This window comes from Bacillus cereus group sp. BfR-BA-01380 (assembly GCF_022663535.1).
Taxonomy (GTDB): Bacteria; Bacillota; Bacilli; order Bacillales; family Bacillaceae_G; genus Bacillus_A; species Bacillus_A cereus_BB.
This window is the reverse complement of sequence record NZ_JAKUFS010000003.1, coordinates 221,157-239,421: the sequence shown is the minus strand read 5'-3', so window position 1 is coordinate 239,421 and position 18,265 is coordinate 221,157. Positions and strand designations below refer to the sequence as shown.

Sequence of the window (18,265 nt, the reverse complement as noted above, 5' to 3'; positions counted from 1 at the left end):
TCAACGTTTATTTTCTAGGAATGTGCTCGGATTTTCTCAGAAATGCTAAACATTGACACACCTTTCATTTGAGGTGTATCTTAAAATCAAGCGTATTTATGACTATTTTTCGCCCATAGGGGGGAGATTCTGTGATTCAAACGAAACAGCATGATGTAAAAGATGTGATTCTGACTGCAATTCAGCGCGCAACTGAGGAGCAAGTACTCGTTAGTGTTGTAAAGCAAGTGGAATGGGTCGATCCACTCCTTTTTTATGCAGCAGGAACACAATTTGGATATAGAGATAGATGTTACTTTGCAGACCCAGCGCAGCACGTTATTTTCGCTGGAGTAGGTTCTGCTTTTACTATAGCAAATTCTTCTGAAAAGCGCTTTCGAAATGCTCGCAGGGAGTGGGCAAAGGTGAGAGAAGAAGCAGTAATTCACCGCGGTGCTTATGAATTTGGGACAGGACCGCTTTTGTTTGGTGGTTTTTCTTTCGATCCGCGAAAAGAAAGAACAGATTTGTGGAAGACGTTTGACGATACAACGCTGCAATTACCAGCCTTTTTGTTAACGGTAAAGAGTGAAAAAGCTTGGTTAACAGTAAACCGTTTCGTATCTGGAAATGATTGTGCGGAAAAAATTTACGAGGAATTGCAAAGTGCTGAGAAGCAACTACTGCAGCAAAGCAAGCATTCCTTTGCAGAAGAAAATGTAACCATTCTTTCAAAAGTAGAGGTAGAACCAGAGAAATGGTTGCAAGCAATTGAACAAGTGCAGGAAGAAATGAAGCGGGGAGTTGTTCAAAAAGTTGTGTTAGCTCGTGAAATGCAACTTGTTATGGATAAAGATATGGATTCGACTTCTGTTTTGGCAGCACTTCGCATTGGACAACCGGATTGTTATGTATTTGCGTTTGATTATAAAGGAGCGTGCTTCTTAGGGGCAACGCCAGAGAGGCTTCTTCGCAAAGAAGGAGAAACATATACATCTATGTGTCTTGCCGGTTCGATTGGACGAGGTGCTTCAGAAGAGGAAACGAAAGAGAATGGATACGAAATTTTGCACGATAAGAAAAATTTAGCAGAGCATGCTTATGTGGTAAACATGATTCGCAGTGTGTTAACGAAGCATTGTGAAACAGTTGATATTCCATATGAACCGAGCTTATTGAAGACGAAAAATTTACTTCATTTATACACATCAGTAGAGGCAAACGGAAATGGTGATTTGTTATCGATTATTGAAGAGCTTCACCCAACACCAGCTCTTGGAGGAACGCCGCGAGAAGAGGCACTAAAACTGATTCGTGAAGTAGAACTACTAGACCGTGGTTTATACGGAGGCCCAATTGGCTGGATTGATGAGCAAGGAAACGGCGAGTTTGCGGTAGCACTTCGCTGCGGGTTATTGTCTGGCAAACATGTTTCATTATTTTCCGGCTGCGGTATTGTCATGGATTCGAAGCCACATTTAGAGTATGAAGAAACAAGATTGAAATTTAAGCCGATGCTTTCTGCTTTGGAGGGACTATCTAGATGAGCGATCATATAGAAGCGTTATCATATTACTTAGGCGCGTTTGTTGATGAATTGGCGCGCCTGCGTGTAGAAGATGTTGTCATTAGCCCGGGGTCGCGGTCAACGCCGCTTGCCTTATTAATGGCGCAGCATGAACAAATTCGCACATATTTACATGTAGATGAAAGATCAGCGGCCTTTTTTGCGCTTGGTATTGCGAAGGCAAAAAAACGCCCTGTCGCCTTGTTATGTACGTCAGGAACAGCAGCAGCAAACTATTATCCCGCTGTATGCGAAGCATTTCATTCGCGTGTCCCGCTTCTCGTGTTAACAGCGGATCGTCCGCATGAATTGCGAGATATTGGTGCACCGCAAGCGATGAATCAATTCCATTTGTTCGGTTCGTTTGTGAAACAATTTATAGAAATGGCACTTCCAGAAGCAGCAGAACCAATGTATCGGTATGCACGGATGACAACTAGGCGAGCAGTAGCAGGGGCGTTGCAAACACCAAAAGGTCCTGTTCATCTAAACTTTCCGCTTCGTGAGCCGTTAATTCCCGATTTTTCTTTAGAGGGATTATGGGAAAAAGGCCGCGAAGAATACGGGGCAACCGTTCATCAAGGGAAAATAGCAGTGACGGATGAATATGCAGCATCTTTACGAGAGCGCCTTTCGCATATGGAAAAGGGGCTTATTATATGTGGAGATGATAGTCATCCGAATATTGCAGAAGCTGTCGTGGCTTTTTCTAAAGCATACGGTTATCCGATTGTTGCAGATCCGCTTTCTGGGCTGCGTAGCGGTCTTCATGATAAAGAGACAATTATCGATTGCTATGACACTTTTTTACGTAACGAACAACTTCGTGCTAGCTGGAAACCAGATGTGATTATTCGTTTTGGCGGTATGCCGGTTTCCAAAGCACTTACACAATATTTGAAAAAGCAAACAGAAGCATTGCATATTGTCGTTGACGAATCTGGAAATTGGCGAGATCCGGTGCTTATGTCCACAGAAGTTGTGTATGCAAATGACGCTACATTTTGTGAGCAACTTGTAAATGGTGCGAAGCAGCAAAGCAAGCGAGAGTGGCTTCGTATGTGGCAACATATGAATGCCGCAGTAAAAGAGAAGCTTACGGAAATGAAATCGTATGAGCATGCATTTGAAGGAAAAGTCATTACAGAACTTGTAGATGTTTTGCCAAGCGATGCAACTTTATTTGTAAGTAATAGTATGCCGATTCGCGATACAGATACGTTTTTCTTCACAAATGAGAAGAATATTGAAGTACTAGCTAATCGCGGTGTAAACGGTATTGACGGCATTGTTTCGACAGCGCTTGGAGTAAGTGTAGCTCGCACGCCGCTCGTCTTAGTTGTGGGAGATTTATCGTTCTACCATGATTTAAACGGATTGTTAGCGGCAAAACTGCATGATTTACATGCGACTATTGTTGTTGTAAACAATGATGGCGGCGGTATTTTCTCATTTTTACCACAGTATGGACAAAAAGAACATTTTGAAGCGCTATTTGGCACGCCGCTCGGACTGGATTATGAGCATGTCGTTAAGATGTATAACGGTTCATTCCAGCGTGTACATACATGGGAAGCGTTTCGTCATGAAGTGGAACAAGGAACGAGAGAAGATGGACTACATGTCATTGAAATAAAAACAGACCGCGAAGAAAACTTGCAGCTTCACCGCGACATGATGGCAAGAGCAACATCAGTTGTTTCAGAAGCACTGCAAGGTGAAGAGAAATGAAAGTGAACGTACACGGAGTTTCTTACGAATATGAAGTGATTGGAAGCGGGGAGCCGCTTCTTGTCCTTCATGGCTTCACCGGCAGTATGGAAACGTGGCGTTCATTTGTTCCGGCCTGGAGCGAGCAGTTTCAAGTCATTTTAGTTGATCTTATCGGACATGGTAAAACAGAAAGTCCAAAAGAAGTTCAGCACTATCACATAGAAACAGTAGCTGCGCACCTTATTGCTGTGCTTGATCATTTGCAAATTGAGAAAGCGCATCTGTTAGGGTATTCTATGGGAGGGCGCCTGGCGCTTACGCTTGCTTGTTTATATCCAAAGCGCATCTCATCTCTTTTATTAGAAAACTGTACAGCAGGACTTGTAACGGAAGAAGAACGGAAAGAGCGCAGACAGAAGGATGAACAGCTTGCAAACAAGATTGAACAAGAAGGCGTAGCGGCGTTTGTTGAAAAGTGGGAAAATATTCCGCTCTTTGCTACGCAAAAAAAATTACCTCTTCATGTACAAGCAAGTGTACGTGAAGAAAGATTAGCGAATCATCCAAGAGGCCTTGCGAATAGCCTGCGAGGTATGGGAACAGGAGCGCAGCCATCTTGGTGGAATGAACTAGAACACTTGCAAATGCCCGTCTTACTCATGAGCGGAGAACATGATGAAAAATTCTTTTACATCTTAACAAAGATGAAAAAACAGATCCCTCATGCTGAATTTGTGCAAATTATTGGATCGGGCCATGCAATTCATGTGGAACAACCGCAAAAGTTTGATACAATAGTAAGGGGCTTTTTGCAAAACATAAAAGGAGGTAGAAATACATGACGATTGAATGGGTAAAAGAAGGCAATTACGAAGATATTATTTACTCCACATACAATGGAATCGCAAAGATTTCGATTAACCGTCCTGAAGTACATAATGCATTCCGTCCAAAAACGGTAATGGAGTTAATCGATGCGTTTGCACATGCACGCGATGACCAAAATGTTGGCGTTATTATTTTAACAGGTGAAGGTGGACGTGCATTCTGTTCTGGCGGCGACCAAAAAGTTCGCGGCCATGGTGGATACGTTGGGGAAGATCAAATTCCACGCCTAAACGTATTAGACTTACAACGCTTAATTCGCGCAATTCCAAAACCAGTTATCGCAATGGTAGCAGGTTATGCAATCGGAGGCGGACATGTACTTCACATCGTATGTGATTTAACAATCGCAGCAGAGAACGCAGTATTTGGCCAAACAGGTCCAAAAGTAGGAAGCTTTGACGGAGGATACGGCGCTGGTTATTTAGCTCGTATGGTTGGTCATAAGAAAGCACGCGAAATTTGGTATCTATGCCGTCAATACAACGCACAAGAAGCGCTTGATATGGGCTTAATTAACACAGTTGTACCATTAGAACAACTAGAAGAAGAAACTGTGAAGTGGGCAGAAGAAATTTTAGCAAACAGCCCAATGGCACTTCGCTTCTTAAAAGCTGCATTTAATGCAGACACAGACGGCCTTGCGGGTATTCAGCAACTAGCTGGCGATGCAACGCTACTATACTACACAACAGACGAAGCAAAAGAAGGCCGCGATGCGTTCAAAGAAAAACGCAGTCCGGACTTTGGACAATTCCCTCGTTTTCCTTGATGAAAGCGGAGCCGACTGTTTAGACGGAAGGGTCTAGGAGGCGAAGTTGGATAGTATAAAAGCGAAAGCGGCTCGTTTAGAACAAGAGGGTGTTGGAGCTCCTGACGCAGAGGCGTTCTTTGTCTCGCAGGAAGGTGCGAAACGACTAACTATTCTAGCCGCTGCAGCTGGATAGTGATAAGAACAAAAAGAGACTTGATGAAAATTCATTAAGTCTCTTTTTTGTTGGGCGCCCAGCATGCGTCTATTCTCTAGGGCTCAAGTCCTGAATCATGAAGGCAGTAGTAGTGATTATCTCAAGACTCCATGGTGACGTGGAATCTGAAGGAAATCGGCGGCAAATCTCTGGTCTGAGGAACACGAGCTTCATATAAGGCTAGGTATCTTTTAAACAGGCGAGTGAAGGTGCGTTTAGTCTAGATGAAAGACCCGCTTCGTTTTTTAGCAATACAAAATGGAATGCGATGATGGGGAGTATAATATATGCACTAGTTCTTCCTGTTTTGATTTATTTTCACAATGATTATGAATTTGATACTTTAGCTATGTATGTAGTAGGAGCTGAGTTAAATATGGAATTTATAGAACGCTCTGTATTTCACAAATGGATAAAAAAGAATGCAGTAGATAGAATAGTAGAAGAAAAAACGGTATTAGATTTATAAGATTTTATTGATCTGTTAATCAAAATTATCGAATTAAAGTGTAAAAATGTATAACGATGATGTTAGAAATAGAGTTATAGAAATAAGTAAAAGGCGATGTTAATGAATATTGTTGATAATATAAAAAGACTTTTCTTGATTTGAAAGTCTTTTTATATTGCTATTGTAAAGCACAATCTAATATTTCTTGATAAAGGCTGTTCCATTCATGATGGTATAAGGATATATCATTAGGATTTACAAATTTACGTTGTACAGATTCATATTTAGCTTCGAATGGTTGCAGGTTTGTTATATACATTTTGTAAAATACTTGGAAGCCAATTTTAGGATAAGGACTAGTTTCATTCCAGAGTGGATTTTCACTATGGTCAACGATTATGTGTCCTAACAATTCGCATGCTCCCTCTACATAACCTTCTTCTATCGCCTCACGTTTACAGCATTCTTCTGGAGTTTCATCTAATTCAATGTGTCCTCCTGGAAAATCCCATCCTCTATGGTTTAAATCAACCAATAATAATTTATTCTCTTGAAAACAACAGCCGTGTACACTCGTAATTAAATCATTTTGTGGGAGTTTATTGTTCTTTTCCCAAGTTAATTTAACTCTTGATTCTCCCCAGCTTACATAGATAGTAGTCAACTTTCCCCCTCCAGTATCACAAACAATTAACAATTCCCTATTTTAAACGTCTTAATTGGTTTGATTTGGAAAATGTGATAATTTAAGTTTATCATAAGTAGTATCAGTCGGGAATAATGAATTTTCCACAATCCTTTTGCTAACTGCTGTATGATCACTACGAAATTTAACTATGAAACCAACTTAGATAATGGTTAAGGTATTTGGTAGTTACACCATTAGATTGGTAAATCCAGCCCTTTTCATCGGCTGTGATAGTTCTTGTGACATTACTGAAATTGATCAGCCATTTTATGAAAGGAACGGTGTTTAAGAAGTGAGAAAAGAAGAATTATATCAAGATGCAGAGCATTGTATGAGGTTTACAAATGAAGAGATAGTAAGATATTTTGTTAAGCCTTTGAGTATAAACCCGGATGTTGATATTAGAATTTTATCAGATGATAAATGGGTATTTTTGATGAAACTCCAGTGGATGCTAATGATGTATCTATTGGAGTCTTTCTTTCTTAATTCTAAATAGAGGTAACAATTACTGATATTGATGTCAGGAAACTTTCGATATTATTCCTGTGTGCCCTATGATTCTAGCAGCAAAGTAGGACAACTCATCGACACTGAACATGAAGTACATGGATGCTTTCATACAAGCCATGCGAGATTTAACGATTTGATAAGTATGAAACTCGCAATACCATCGGTGCCAAAGAAACAATTGCCGTGCCTACGTGTAAACGACAGAGCGTGTTAAAGAAAATCACCATAATGATACCTTTATTTCCAATAATGTGTTTAAGGCCGCCATGATAATTTTATGGTTAGAACGAAAAATTTACGAGGTGGATTTGCTAAACCTCGTGAGAATTGTAGTAGAACATTTTGGGATTTCTATAACATTGATTACTAGGAGGAATGAAAATGGAAATATCAAATAAGACAATAGAAGAATTAAAAAAAGCGGGATGGTATGAAGGGAGAAAAATAGATATATCAGAAAATATAAAGTTTCTTGAAGAAAGAGGATTTGAGGTTTTTGAAAGTGCAAAAAAATTTATGGAGGAGTTTGGAGAATTACAATTCAATGTTGAAAGTATTTGGCCAGATGGGGTTACTAAGGACATATCTGAACATACCACTTGCATTAAGGAAGTGATAGGTGTGTTAAATAGTTCGTTTTTTGGTTTAGAGGATTATATTGATGAAAAAGTTATTCCTATAGGTTCACTATCTGATTTCGGATTAAATTTATACATATCAGAATCAGGAAGAATATTTGAAGCAATGGGTTGGGCTGGAGATACTGCTTTAGAGGCATTTGATAATATTATTCTTGAAAAAGGAACAGTGATTTGGGATAAATTTAAAGGGTAATAATATTTTTTAAGTGATTTTAATTGATGGAACTAAATAATAATTTTACTTACTCTGCTACTTAGTCATCTTTTGTTCTAAATGAAAGATGTAATGAAAAGAAAAAATAAATTTCTATTTTAAATAAGAGTAGAACCAACGTTTCTAATGGAGGAAGCAATGGTTCTATTTTTATACAAAGAAGCTGGGTGTAGCTTTAAAATAAAGTTTGATTGAAAATATCATGTTAACCCGTATTCTATGATAAATAAATCTATTTTGAAAAAGATTGATCAAAATAGATTCTTCTCTAGTAAATTTAGGTTTCGGTTTTATAAAAAAGTTTGATTGTTTTCTACCTTTGATCTTAAACAATCGCACCCTATAATGGAATAACGAAAATAGAAACACGAATGCAAATTAGCTTATTTTTCTTCAACTAACGCCATCCGTCCGTGGAACAAGAGGGCAACAGTAAAGTTAACTCTTTTTCCCATAAGGAATACTGACTACGTTCAGTAATCAGTATCATTTCGCTAGTGTAATGAAATTACTTTATCCCGCATTAACGGGCAGTAATACTCCCACTTCAAAATTCAGCGAAAGCAAAGAAGTTAGGTGGGAGACAAACTGCCCGTAAAAACCCGATTGGTGAGGGCTGATAATCAGTGGGGGATGAAGAAAACCTCTACTGATTAAAGTTTCACTTTATTAATTTTTAACCGAAACCCTTTTCATTAATCGCTTTAATTTATTTTCTGTATCCGTTTCCTCTACTGGTGTATAGATACTGCACCGTAAGTCCATATCCCCTTGAACTTGAAGAGAAGTTAAATTAAACAACATTTTGCCTGCTTTAGCATGTCTGAATTCAATTATCATTTCTGGAGCTTTACTTACTTGACTCCCTTGCCATAAATCCTGAAATTCTGAATGTGAATAACTCATTTCTTTAATAAATTGGTTGTACCATTCATCGCCTAAATAGTGTCCGTAATAGGTACGGAAAATAGCAAGAAAACCTTTCGCAAAATGTTCCCAATTGACGGCCAATGTTTTAAATTCTTTTCTTGTGAACACTAAACGAATCAAATTTCTTTGATCATTCGGTATTTGTTCAAAATCTAAAAAAACATGAGCAGCTGCAGGATTCCAACCCACTATATGGCAATGTCGATCTGTAATGATAGTCGGACAATATGTTAATTCAGTTAGTATTCGCTTTAAAGAAGGACTAAGCTCGGATTGATTCTTTTTTTGATTTGTAATTTCTAATTTTGTCTCTAATGCCAGGTCATATAAGTAGTCTCTTTCATCATTATTTAATTGTAGAGCTGTAGAAATACAATCAAGTACGATTGAAGAAACTTTAATATCTCTTCCTTGCTCTAGCCATGTATACCAAGTGGTACTTACACCTGCTAATTGTGCAACCTCTTCTCTTCGTAATCCAGGTGTCCTTCTCCGGGTTCCGGCAGGTAAACCAATAGACTCAGGCTTAATTTGGGCACGCTTAGCTTTTAAGAATGTCGACAAAGCTTCAATCCTAGTTTTATCATTCACTTTTAAAACTCCTCATCATATCAATTTAACCTAGTAGTAATTATACCAGGATAAACTATCCCTTGTAATAGGATAAAAAAGATGTAAAATACTAGTAAATTATTGATTTGGAGGGATGAAAAGTGGAACGAGTTGTAATTACTGGTATGGGGGTAGTTTCCCCTATAGGAAACAATATCCAAACATTTTGGAACAATTTGATTAACGGGAAATCTGGTATATCCACTATTGATACATTTGATGTTACTAATCATAAGACAAAGATTGCAGGTATTGCCAAAGATTTTGATGCAGATGAAGTTTTAGGAAAGAACGAAGCTAGACGTTTAGATCGTTTTTCTCAATTTGCTTTGGCTGCAGCTGAACAAGCTTGGATAGATTCTAAGTTAGACCTCGATCGTATAGATGTAGAAAGGTTAGGCGTATATGTAGGTTCAGGTATAGGGGGAATTGGAACCTTGATTGAAAATATTGATGTGCTTAGACAGAAGGGACCTAGAAGAGTTAGCCCGACCCTAGTACCTGCCATGATTTCTAATGCTGCTGCAGCCCAAATTAGTATTAAGTGGAACGCAATGGGACCTTCTTTGTCGCCCGTTTCTGCTTGTGCAATTGGAAATACAGCTATTGGTGAAGCCTTTAGACTAATTCGTTCTGGAGAAGTTGACGTTATGTTCGCAGGTGGAACAGAGGCAGCTATAACAGACTTATCAATAGCAAGCTTTGGTAATGCTACAGCATTATCAAGAAGAAACGATGATCCCACTAAAGCTAGTCGTCCGTTTGATGAAAATCGAGATGGATTTGTCATGTCAGAAGGAGCTGGAATTCTAATCTTAGAATCTTTATCTCATGCTTTACGTAGAGAGGCAAAGGTTTATGCAGAAGTTATTGGATATGGTGCAAGTTCAGACGCACACCATATCGTAGCTACACATCCGGAAGGAAAAGGTGCCTATCTTGCAATGAAATCAGCTTTAAAAAATGCAAATATATCGCCTGAAGAAATTGATGTTATTAGTGCCCATGCAACAAGTACAAAAGTGGGAGACATCTCCGAAACAATGGCTATTAAACAGCTGTTTGGAAAACAAGCCTATCAGATTCCAGTAACAGCTAATAAATCTATGCTTGGTCATATGTTAGGGGCAGCTGGTGGAGTTGAAGCAATTGCTTTAGCAATGAGCATAAAGGAAGAGATAGTTCCTCCAACAATTAATTTAGAAAATCCTGATCCATTATGTGATCTAGATTATGTACCTTCTGTTGCTCGCCAAGTGAAAATAAATACGGGTCTATCTAACTCATTTGGTTTCGGAGGTCATAATGCAGCTATTGTTTTAAAGAAATACGAGTGAATAAACTTTCTCTCGTAAATCTAACCGTTTCCTCTAGAAACGGTTAGATTTATTCAATATTACAATTACCTCCCAAACTTATACTTCTGTATAACTAAGTCTTTATCGTCATACCTAGGGTCTAACTTCACTTCACCTTTATATTCAATGATTCGTATCTTGTCAGTCGGATATACTTTATCGTAAAGTTCCTGTTTCACCCATATCTTTTTCATTTTGTGATTGTCAAACAACTCTAAGGTAGGGTGATACCCTCCTTCAATGTGTTTCCCAAGAACCATAACTTCTTTTGCTTTGCCGTTTTTGACTAATTCCTTGTTTTGATATCCCTCTATAACTGACAAGACCAAACAGAATAAGACGAAAATACCTACATACATCCAAGCCTTCTTCCTTCTCTTTTTCTTGTATGCTTCAAGTTTCATGATATACTCTTCAAGTTCATACTCTGTATACGCTTTTAAAGATGAATCTAAGTAGTAGGTTTTTCCAAACTTTGTACTCTTAAATACAACATAGTCGTCTACATACTCTGGGTCTTTCTCTAAGTTTATGAATTTCTTTTCACTCATAACATACTGTATCGAGATAATAAAGCTCTTTAATTTTATCTTCAGAAAGGAAATAACCTCCCATCAACAATATGATAGGAGGTTATTAAAGTTATTTTAAATTTGTTTTTTTGTTTTAATGGTTTCGATTTTTGCAAATAATAATGTTGTTTAATTTGAGAAGCGAATATTAAAAACATACCCCTTCTTGATTGCTACTTTACAATTAAATCCTCGTAGTCATATCGAGGGTCTAATACAATGTCACCATCTTTCTTTTTGACGACACGGACTTTATTACCAAATTTTGCTTCATTATAAGTCTCTGTTCTTACCCATACATCTTCGTATTTACCGTCTACGAATATTTCTAGTGTTGGGTGTGTAAAGATGATTTTCTCTTTCTCTACATGCCTACCTACGATTTGTGCTTCTATCGGTTTACCTTCATCTAACAGTACCGCATTTTGAAACCCCTCAATTATAGGTAAAACAATAAACACGATAAAGATAAGTCCAAATACGATTACTTTCTTTTTCGTACTCCATTTCTTTTTTTCTTTCTGTTTCGCTTTCTCTTCTGCTCGTTCTTGCTCTATTTCTAGCATTATTTCTTCTAATTCTTCTAGTTCTTCACCTAGTGACTCTAAGTTTTCATCACTTTCTACTATCTCGTATACATTTTCTTTAACCATACGAACTTGATGTTTGTTTTCTTTTATTTCTTCTAACTCTACCTTTGATACATCAAACTCATGATAAACTTCCCCGTCTTTGTCAACAACTCGAATATGAATGTTTCTCCTATTAAACATCTGAACTACCCCTTTAAGAATAACTTCTTTCTTAACTATAAAAATACCGGAATATCCCCATTTTCATCATACAGGATAAAAAGTATAAATTCTAATTAATACCATTTTTCAAAACATCTATTTTATTTTTGAAATGACTTTATTATTTTTTAACAACTTTATTATTCGTGAACACATACCCCTTTATTTGTCTCCTATTATAACTACACCTGCTATGATTAAGAAGATAATACTTATAATAACAAGAGTTGCCCTCTTACTTAACTGTTTATTAGAACCCTCTAATACTGCCCATATAATAAGAGGAATGAGAAGAATAACAATGAGAATTTCAACGAACTTGTTACTCTTATCCTCTTTTGGGTTTTCTTCTTCTATCACAGGTTTTACCTTATTTGGTGCTTTTCTTAAGCTTATTGGTTTCTTCTTTTTCTTACGTCTGTGATTCATTTCTTATACCCCTTAATCTGAGTCGTAGCTGTCATGCAGTTTTACTTCACGTTTGTACTTCAATGCTTCTATTTTCGTATCAACGTCTAGTTTGTCATATATCTTTTTATTTACTTTGTCTGAGTATGTTTTACCTTCATAGGTGTACTCCACTTCATAAGAAGTATGAAAGACTAAGAATATATGCTCCTTCTTTGCTGTTACTTCAACTATTACTGGTTTACCTTTACGTTGTACTTTAAATTTTTCTGATGTCTGTATTGCAGAAACCATAAAAGATAAAAAGATACCCCAATATTTTACCTCTTTGTTTTGGCTTTTACGTCTTTCGTTACGTGTACTCATTTCAATACCCCTTACTTTGAATCGTAACTTTCAAATAGCATAGTCTTTCCTTTGTACTCAACAACCTCAATGCGAGAACCAATGTCTAAACGTTTGTATACTTTCTTACTTACGCTACCTGTGTGCGTTTCACCATCTACTTTGTACTTGATTTCATAAGTCTTAAACCCTTTAGATGTGTACTCTTTCATATCTACTACTTCAGTTATACTTGTCTTACCATGTTTTCTAGCTTGTATCTCGTTGTACGTTCCTACCCCTATGAGTAGGAACGTGCACACTAGAAACACTACAATACAACCAATTCTAAACCGTTTCTTTTTCAATATAATACCCCTTACCTTACATCGTAACTATCATACATGATTGTCTTTCCTTTGTATTCTAGTACTTCTATTTTAGAGCCTTTATCTAACTTCTTGTATAACTCTTTATTAACTCAAATCCATGTTTTAATAATGATATATAATAGAAGTTATTAAGTAAAACTTGCTGCAAGAACATAAATAAACTAATGCTCTAGGGTATATATAAATTGAGAAATGTTAGGATCATTACAGATTAATTTTATTAAGGATAGAGGATATATGAAACAAGATTCTTTAGTGCAATACGAATATGAATTTCCTAACGAATATATTGATGAACTAGTAGAGCGGATAGGTGAAATAATGGGAATTCCCGTTGATTTAACAAGAAAAAATAAGATGGCGCACATACAAGACCATGAATCTGAAACAGAGATTATCCGTTTAATAAAGAGTCTTAAAGAACCAAAAAGTTTTATTTTGATTAAATTTAATAAAAAAGATTGGTACTATGCAATTGTGATAAGATGCCGAGAAAGCATACATCAAGAAGTTAAACAAGTTTTGCTTGACGTGAATGAACACATTATAGAAGAGTACGGTGATACACCTTATAAAAAAATCGAAAATGTTATATCTAATAAGGATACATTACTAGATAAGTTTCTGGAAAAATACAATTTTCCCATTGATTAAAGAATGCGTCAGTCGAACCTTTCAAGAATTTTGTTTAAACGGATCTAATGGATATTTTCCAAAGATAAAAAATGTTTACATCTTAAAATGTGGATTTTTAAATGAAATTAACAACCAAAACGTTAGAAAACTGATAAGCATACTTGAGGAATTTTCAAAGGCTCATTCCAACTTGAAGGTGAAGAGGAATGAGTCTTTTGTATGTCAAAACTCAAAAGAAGAAAGGAAGATGGTGAAATAAGTATAGGAAAATAAGTTAAATAGAAAAGGTGGACGTAGGGTATGAGAAGTTGAAGAGAAATATAATTAATATCTTCATTTCCAACAATTTGTTTACGACTACCATGATAAATTTATGATTAGAATGGAAAACTTACGAGGTAGTTTTGCTGAACCTTGTGATAATTATATTAGAACGTTTTTTGGATTCTATAACATTGATTACTAGGAGGAATGAAAATGGAAATATCAAATAAGGCAATAGAAGAATTAAAAAAAGCGGGATGGTATGAAGGTAGAAAAATAGACATATCAGAAAATGTAAAGTTTCTTGAAGAAAGAGGCTTTGAGGTTTTTGAAAGTGCAAAAAAATTTATGGAGGAGTTTGGAGAATTACGAATCAATGTTGAAAAGATTTGGTCAGATGGATCTAAGGCAATATCTGAACATACCACTTGTATTAAGGAAGTGATAGGTGTGTTAGATAGTTCGTGTTTTGGTTTAGAGGATTATATTGATGATAAAGTTATTCCTGTAGGTTCATTATATGATTTCGGAGTAAATTTATACATATCAGAATCAGGAAGAATATTTAAATCAACAGGTTGGGCAGGAGATAATGCTTTAGAGGCACTGGATCATATTATTCTTGAAAAAGGAACAGTGATTTGGGATAAATTTGAAGGGTAATAATATTTTTTATGCAAAATTATGTCCTAACCTACTACATAATTATAATGAAGTGGTGATTAGGGGGGGGAAGTGCAAAAATTTTACTGAATATTGAGAAGAAAATACTTGTAGAAAATGCACATGTGTTTGAGAAAAAGCCGGTGCAGTTTTTTGAAGAGTTAATTCAATACAAATTAATATTGAATTAGTAGCAATCAAAATTAGGAAGTAGGTAGTAAATGAATGTTGAAAATAAAAGAAGAAGATTTAGATTTCTTTAGAATTACATGTAGAGATCGTTTAAGCCCTGAGGGTGCTGTGGGATTTATGCTAGGTTCAATCGTATTTAACTCATTAGTAATGTTGGGCGTAATTTATGGGTTGATAAAATTTGGTTGGTCAGTATACCCTACTTTACTCGAGGAAACAATTATTAAAATAGAGTTATTTTTGTATAGCATACAAATTATTTTTCTTATTGTATATTTATTTCCTAAAGCTCGTTTTAAATTTCAAAAGTTACAAGCTATAGTTATATTGTTATATGCATTTCAACTTGCGACTATAGGATTTGTAACAGTAGTTGTTTCAAGTATTTTCGGTTATTCAAATGATCGCATTACATTGACTTATGTAGCCTTATTATTGTTAGGAGCTTTTATTATTCATATTTTTACAACAATTGATACCTTTAAGCAACCTAGCGAAGGTGCATTTAGTATGGGAGAAAATTCAGTTTCATTTTTTAGTAAGACAAAAGATTATTTAATGATTGGTGCGGTACTCTACGTACTAACTCTCTTGATTTTAATTTATATTCATAACAATTATACATTGGAACAAATAGGTTTTTATTCCGTATTGACTCTTATACTATATTCGGTAGCCATTGGCGCAGCTGAATTTCAATTATTAGCCTATTGCAGATTTAAATTTCCGTCGTTTTATATTTCATGGGAAGAACATGAAAGAGAACGTCAGAAAAGACTAAAGCTTTATGAAGAGATGGAAAAAAAGAAAGAAAAAGAAATAAAATGAATCAGGAATAGCTCAAATTCTAATAGGATACATGCTATAGACCTATTTTGAAGATAGAATGAAAACATTGTTCATAAGTTAACCTGTAGAGAGAGGAATGCAATACCTTGAATAAAGATTCCAAAACTGCAAAAACAGAAAAAGTTTTTTTGAAAGTGTAATAGCACCTATCATTGGTGGGATTATTTTTATTTTTTTTGTACTATATAAAGCGATTGAATTTATACTGAAATATATAGTCATTCTATTAATAATAATTTCAATCCTTATGATAATTGCTTCTATCTTTTTTAAAACGTATGAGAGTATCAGGGCTGGTATATGTCTTTTAATACCATCAGTGCCAGCATATCTAATATTTTTTAGAAAAAGTAAAAAGGATTAATTCAATGTTGAATACTAAAAAATGCTTCTTTTGCGCTGCTTCCAGTTTATCTACAAAAACATAGTCATTACATGAATAAAATGAAAATAGCAAAACAGTCTCATAAATCCGAGGGCATTAAAAAATTCCATTGAAAGAGAAAGAAGATAATCACCAATTGTATATGGTTGATTATCTTCTTTTGTTTTTTATATTATCATAGTTTCTATTACACTTTTTGTCTCATTTTTAACAGATAGCTTCCTGCAATAATAAATCCGATTCCCAAAAGAAGTAAGGACGGAAGTTTCATTCCAGTAGATGGGAGGTACCTTCTATTCTTACTTATAGGTCTATCTATAAGCTGCTGCGTATTTGTTGAAATTTCATTATTTAGAGTTTGTGGTTGATTTGGTGTCCCTGGTGTTCCTGATGTTTGCTTTTTCTGATTCTTCACTGTATGTTTAATAATTTGCCCATCCTCTTTAATCTCAAAAGAGAAAGTTTCATCGTTAATAACATAGCCATCAGGAGCTAAAGTTTCTTTATAAGTGTATTTGCCGTAAGGAAGTTTGAATGTGGCAACACCGTTTTTATCGGTTTTCCCTTTTGTAACTTCTTTTCCTTGCATATCATAGATCGTGAACTCAGCATTTGGAAGTTTCGTGTCGTTATTTGCACTGTCAACTTTTGAGATAAGTAATTCTCCAAAAATCTTTTTATCGTTCACGGTATGTTTAATAATTTGCCCATCTTCTTTAATTTCAAAAGAGAAAGTTTCATTGTTAATAACATAGCCATCAGGGGCTAAAGTTTCTTTATAGGTGTATTTGCCGTAAGGAAGTTTGAATGTGGCAACACCGTTTTTATCGGTTTTCCCTTTTGTAACTTCTTTTCCTTGCATGTCATAGATCGTAAATTCAGCATTCGGAAGTTTCTTATTGTTATCTGTACTGTCAACTTTTGCAATTTCTAGTTGCCCTTGTATATTTTCATTTTTAACTTCTAATAAAGCAGTTTCACCTGCTTTTACTTCAATTTTTTTAGCCGTATCATCTAATATATAGCCATCGGGCGCTTGAATTTCTTTTACGATGTAAGTTCCGATAGGAAGCTGATGCAATTCAGCAATGCCTTGATCATTTGTAGTGATATTTTTTTTGATATCACCTTTTTCACTTGAAACTTCAAATACAGCACCTTTTAAAGGTTGTTTCTTTTCTCCTAATTTCATAATTTGTAAGGATCCTAGTGTTTCCCAATTTACGACTAATTCTGTACTAATGTTTTCGCTATTTTTTTGTAATAATACACCTATATTTTGAACGATTTTTCCTCCATCAAAAGCAATTGCTTGTAAATTCGTTAATGTTGATTTTAATCTGAATTTGAAAGCTCCACTAGGTGTATTTTTAGGAATTAAAATTTTAAATTTTTCATTGATAGAAAATGTAGTTTTCTGTTTCCCATTTTCATGTAAGATTTGGGTTCCTTGAGGTGCATTTTCAGTTTGAACTGTATATGTTCCAGAAATTGCGTTTGTTTGAATGGTATATAGACCTGTTTCTAAATAGTCTCCATTTTGTTTTGCGGTTTGGGAATCAGCGGGGGTTACATTGAAAACAATCTTTTGTGATTCTGACTCATCTTTAGATTTTTCGACTAATTGTTTCATAAGAGTATGTACTTTTTGATTTTTGGGCACTAGATCATCTACTTGTAATTGTCCCATAGCAATCCATATCGCTAATTGGGTGGCATAATGTGCTTCTGCTATGGTAGATACACCTAATTCGGCAGGACTTTTTTGTGGATATCCGTGTAAGAGTATACGATATACTGGATCACTTGCGTTCCCCATTTCTGGTAAATCCTCACCGTTAGGGGTACGTAAGCCTAGTATTAAACAATAGGCGACATTTCCTGATCCAGTTTTGAATAATGCTGCTTTAATTTCTTTGTCTTTTGATTTACTATAACTCCAATTCATTTGATAGTTTTCACGATGAATAACTTCGGCTTTGACTTGTGGAACAGAAACTCCTAGCAACATAATAAGCACACTGAACATGCAAACCCATTTTGCTAACATTTTTTGTTTCATTTCATTCTCCACCACCATTTATCAAATTTTATGGATAGAAAATCTTATACTTTTATTGTACTTGTTGTTCGGAAAAGAGAATAGGTGGTTTTTTTGTGAAATTTTGTAATATTTTGAAAATTAAAAACCGTGAAGGCCAGGTAAAGTTTTACTAAAAAGAAACCTCTTTTTTTTTAGAAGGCTATAAGTTTAGTTCAGTTTAATA

18 protein-coding genes and 2 pseudogenes are annotated in these 18,265 nt (G+C 35.6%); 11 read left to right on the top strand and 9 right to left on the bottom strand.

Going from position 1 to position 18,265, the window contains the following annotated elements:
- Nucleotides 1-131 precede the first annotated feature (131 nt).
- From MR076_RS04510 to MR076_RS04490, 6 genes and pseudogenes are all read left to right on the top strand, one after another.
- Entirely contained in the window at nt 132-1,526 is a 1,395-nt protein-coding gene (locus tag MR076_RS04510) for an isochorismate synthase (RefSeq protein WP_242218096.1), read from the top strand.
- Entirely contained in the window at nt 1,523-3,277 is a 1,755-nt protein-coding gene (gene menD, locus MR076_RS04505) for a 2-succinyl-5-enolpyruvyl-6-hydroxy-3-cyclohexene-1-carboxylic-acid synthase (protein WP_242218094.1), read from the top strand. The genes MR076_RS04510 and menD overlap by 4 nt, the downstream gene beginning before the upstream one ends.
- On the top strand, nt 3,274-4,101 hold the full coding sequence (gene menH / locus MR076_RS04500) for a 2-succinyl-6-hydroxy-2,4-cyclohexadiene-1-carboxylate synthase (RefSeq protein ID WP_242218091.1): 828 nt from the start codon (nt 3,274-3,276) through the stop codon (nt 4,099-4,101). The genes menD and menH overlap by 4 nt, the downstream gene beginning before the upstream one ends.
- Nucleotides 4,098-4,916, top strand: a complete 819-nt coding sequence (gene menB / locus MR076_RS04495) for a 1,4-dihydroxy-2-naphthoyl-CoA synthase (RefSeq protein WP_035432520.1) — start codon at nt 4,098-4,100, stop codon at nt 4,914-4,916. Before menH ends, menB begins: the two co-directional genes overlap by 4 nt.
- Nucleotides 4,917-4,962: 46 nt before the next feature.
- Entirely contained in the window at nt 4,963-5,091 is a 129-nt protein-coding gene (locus MR076_RS26330; protein ID WP_277928358.1) for a hypothetical protein, read from the top strand.
- Between the two features lie 208 nt (nt 5,092-5,299).
- Nucleotides 5,300-5,485 (top strand): annotated as a pseudogene (locus MR076_RS04490) (hypothetical protein); the annotation flags it as partial.
- 256 nt (nt 5,486-5,741) lie between these two features.
- On the opposite strand, the gene MR076_RS04485 reads toward MR076_RS04490, so the two are convergent.
- Nucleotides 5,742-6,227, bottom strand: a complete 486-nt coding sequence (locus tag MR076_RS04485; protein ID WP_242218090.1) for an NUDIX hydrolase — start codon at nt 6,225-6,227, stop codon at nt 5,742-5,744.
- Nucleotides 6,228-6,278: 51 nt separating this feature from the next.
- Nucleotides 6,279-6,487: pseudogene (locus MR076_RS26725) on the bottom strand (IS1595 family transposase); the annotation flags it as partial.
- A gap of 658 nt (nt 6,488-7,145) precedes the next feature.
- Between MR076_RS26725 and MR076_RS04480 the strand changes: the two are divergent.
- A complete protein-coding gene (locus MR076_RS04480) occupies nt 7,146-7,598 on the top strand; it encodes an SUKH-3 domain-containing protein (protein WP_242218086.1) in 453 nt (150 codons plus the stop codon).
- Nucleotides 7,599-8,288: 690 nt separating this feature from the next.
- Here MR076_RS04480 and MR076_RS04475 read toward each other — a convergent pair.
- Complete coding sequence (locus MR076_RS04475) at nt 8,289-9,140, bottom strand: helix-turn-helix transcriptional regulator (protein ID WP_242218084.1); 852 nt, start codon at nt 9,138-9,140, stop codon at nt 8,289-8,291.
- Nucleotides 9,141-9,262: 122 nt separating this feature from the next.
- Between MR076_RS04475 and fabF the strand changes: the two genes are divergently transcribed.
- Nucleotides 9,263-10,498 carry a beta-ketoacyl-ACP synthase II gene (gene fabF / locus MR076_RS04470; RefSeq protein ID WP_242218083.1) on the top strand — a complete coding sequence of 412 codons (1,236 nt, stop codon included), beginning with the start codon at nt 9,263-9,265 and terminating at the stop codon, nt 10,496-10,498.
- 65 nt (nt 10,499-10,563) lie between these two features.
- On the opposite strand, the gene MR076_RS04465 is transcribed toward fabF, so the two are convergent.
- The 5 genes from MR076_RS04465 to MR076_RS04445 all read right to left on the bottom strand — a co-directional run bounded on the left by MR076_RS04465 (nt 10,564) and on the right by MR076_RS04445 (nt 12,985).
- Complete coding sequence (locus tag MR076_RS04465; protein WP_242218081.1) at nt 10,564-11,070, bottom strand: hypothetical protein; 507 nt, start codon at nt 11,068-11,070, stop codon at nt 10,564-10,566.
- A 194-nt stretch (nt 11,071-11,264) separates the two neighbouring features.
- The gene (locus MR076_RS04460) at nt 11,265-11,864 is read right to left on the bottom strand and encodes a hypothetical protein (RefSeq protein ID WP_242218079.1); all 600 of its coding nucleotides are present in this window, start codon (nt 11,862-11,864) and stop codon (nt 11,265-11,267) included.
- 183 nt (nt 11,865-12,047) lie between these two features.
- Nucleotides 12,048-12,314, bottom strand: coding sequence for a hypothetical protein (locus MR076_RS04455; RefSeq protein ID WP_242218077.1), 267 nt, complete (start codon nt 12,312-12,314; stop codon nt 12,048-12,050).
- A 12-nt stretch (nt 12,315-12,326) separates the two neighbouring features.
- Nucleotides 12,327-12,659, bottom strand: coding sequence for a hypothetical protein (locus tag MR076_RS04450; protein ID WP_242218075.1), 333 nt, complete (start codon nt 12,657-12,659; stop codon nt 12,327-12,329).
- Between the two features lie 11 nt (nt 12,660-12,670).
- Entirely contained in the window at nt 12,671-12,985 is a 315-nt protein-coding gene (locus tag MR076_RS04445) for a hypothetical protein (RefSeq protein ID WP_242218072.1), read from the bottom strand.
- 261 nt (nt 12,986-13,246) lie between these two features.
- Here MR076_RS04445 and MR076_RS04440 point away from each other — a divergent pair, with 261 nt between their 5' ends.
- The 3 genes from MR076_RS04440 (at nt 13,247) to MR076_RS04430 (ending at nt 15,592) form a co-directional block, all read left to right on the top strand.
- On the top strand, nt 13,247-13,663 hold the full coding sequence (locus MR076_RS04440; protein ID WP_242218070.1) for a hypothetical protein: 417 nt from the start codon (nt 13,247-13,249) through the stop codon (nt 13,661-13,663).
- Between the two features lie 459 nt (nt 13,664-14,122).
- Nucleotides 14,123-14,572 (top strand): SUKH-3 domain-containing protein, encoded by a 450-nt coding sequence (locus MR076_RS04435; protein ID WP_242218069.1) that lies wholly within the window; start codon nt 14,123-14,125, stop codon nt 14,570-14,572.
- A 225-nt stretch (nt 14,573-14,797) separates the two neighbouring features.
- The gene (locus MR076_RS04430) at nt 14,798-15,592 is read left to right on the top strand and encodes a hypothetical protein (RefSeq protein WP_242218067.1); all 795 of its coding nucleotides are present in this window, start codon (nt 14,798-14,800) and stop codon (nt 15,590-15,592) included.
- A gap of 593 nt (nt 15,593-16,185) precedes the next feature.
- Here MR076_RS04430 and MR076_RS04420 read toward each other — a convergent pair.
- On the bottom strand, nt 16,186-18,060 hold the full coding sequence (locus tag MR076_RS04420) for a SpaA isopeptide-forming pilin-related protein (RefSeq protein WP_242218064.1): 1,875 nt from the start codon (nt 18,058-18,060) through the stop codon (nt 16,186-16,188).
- Between the last annotated feature and the right edge of the window lie 205 nt (nt 18,061-18,265).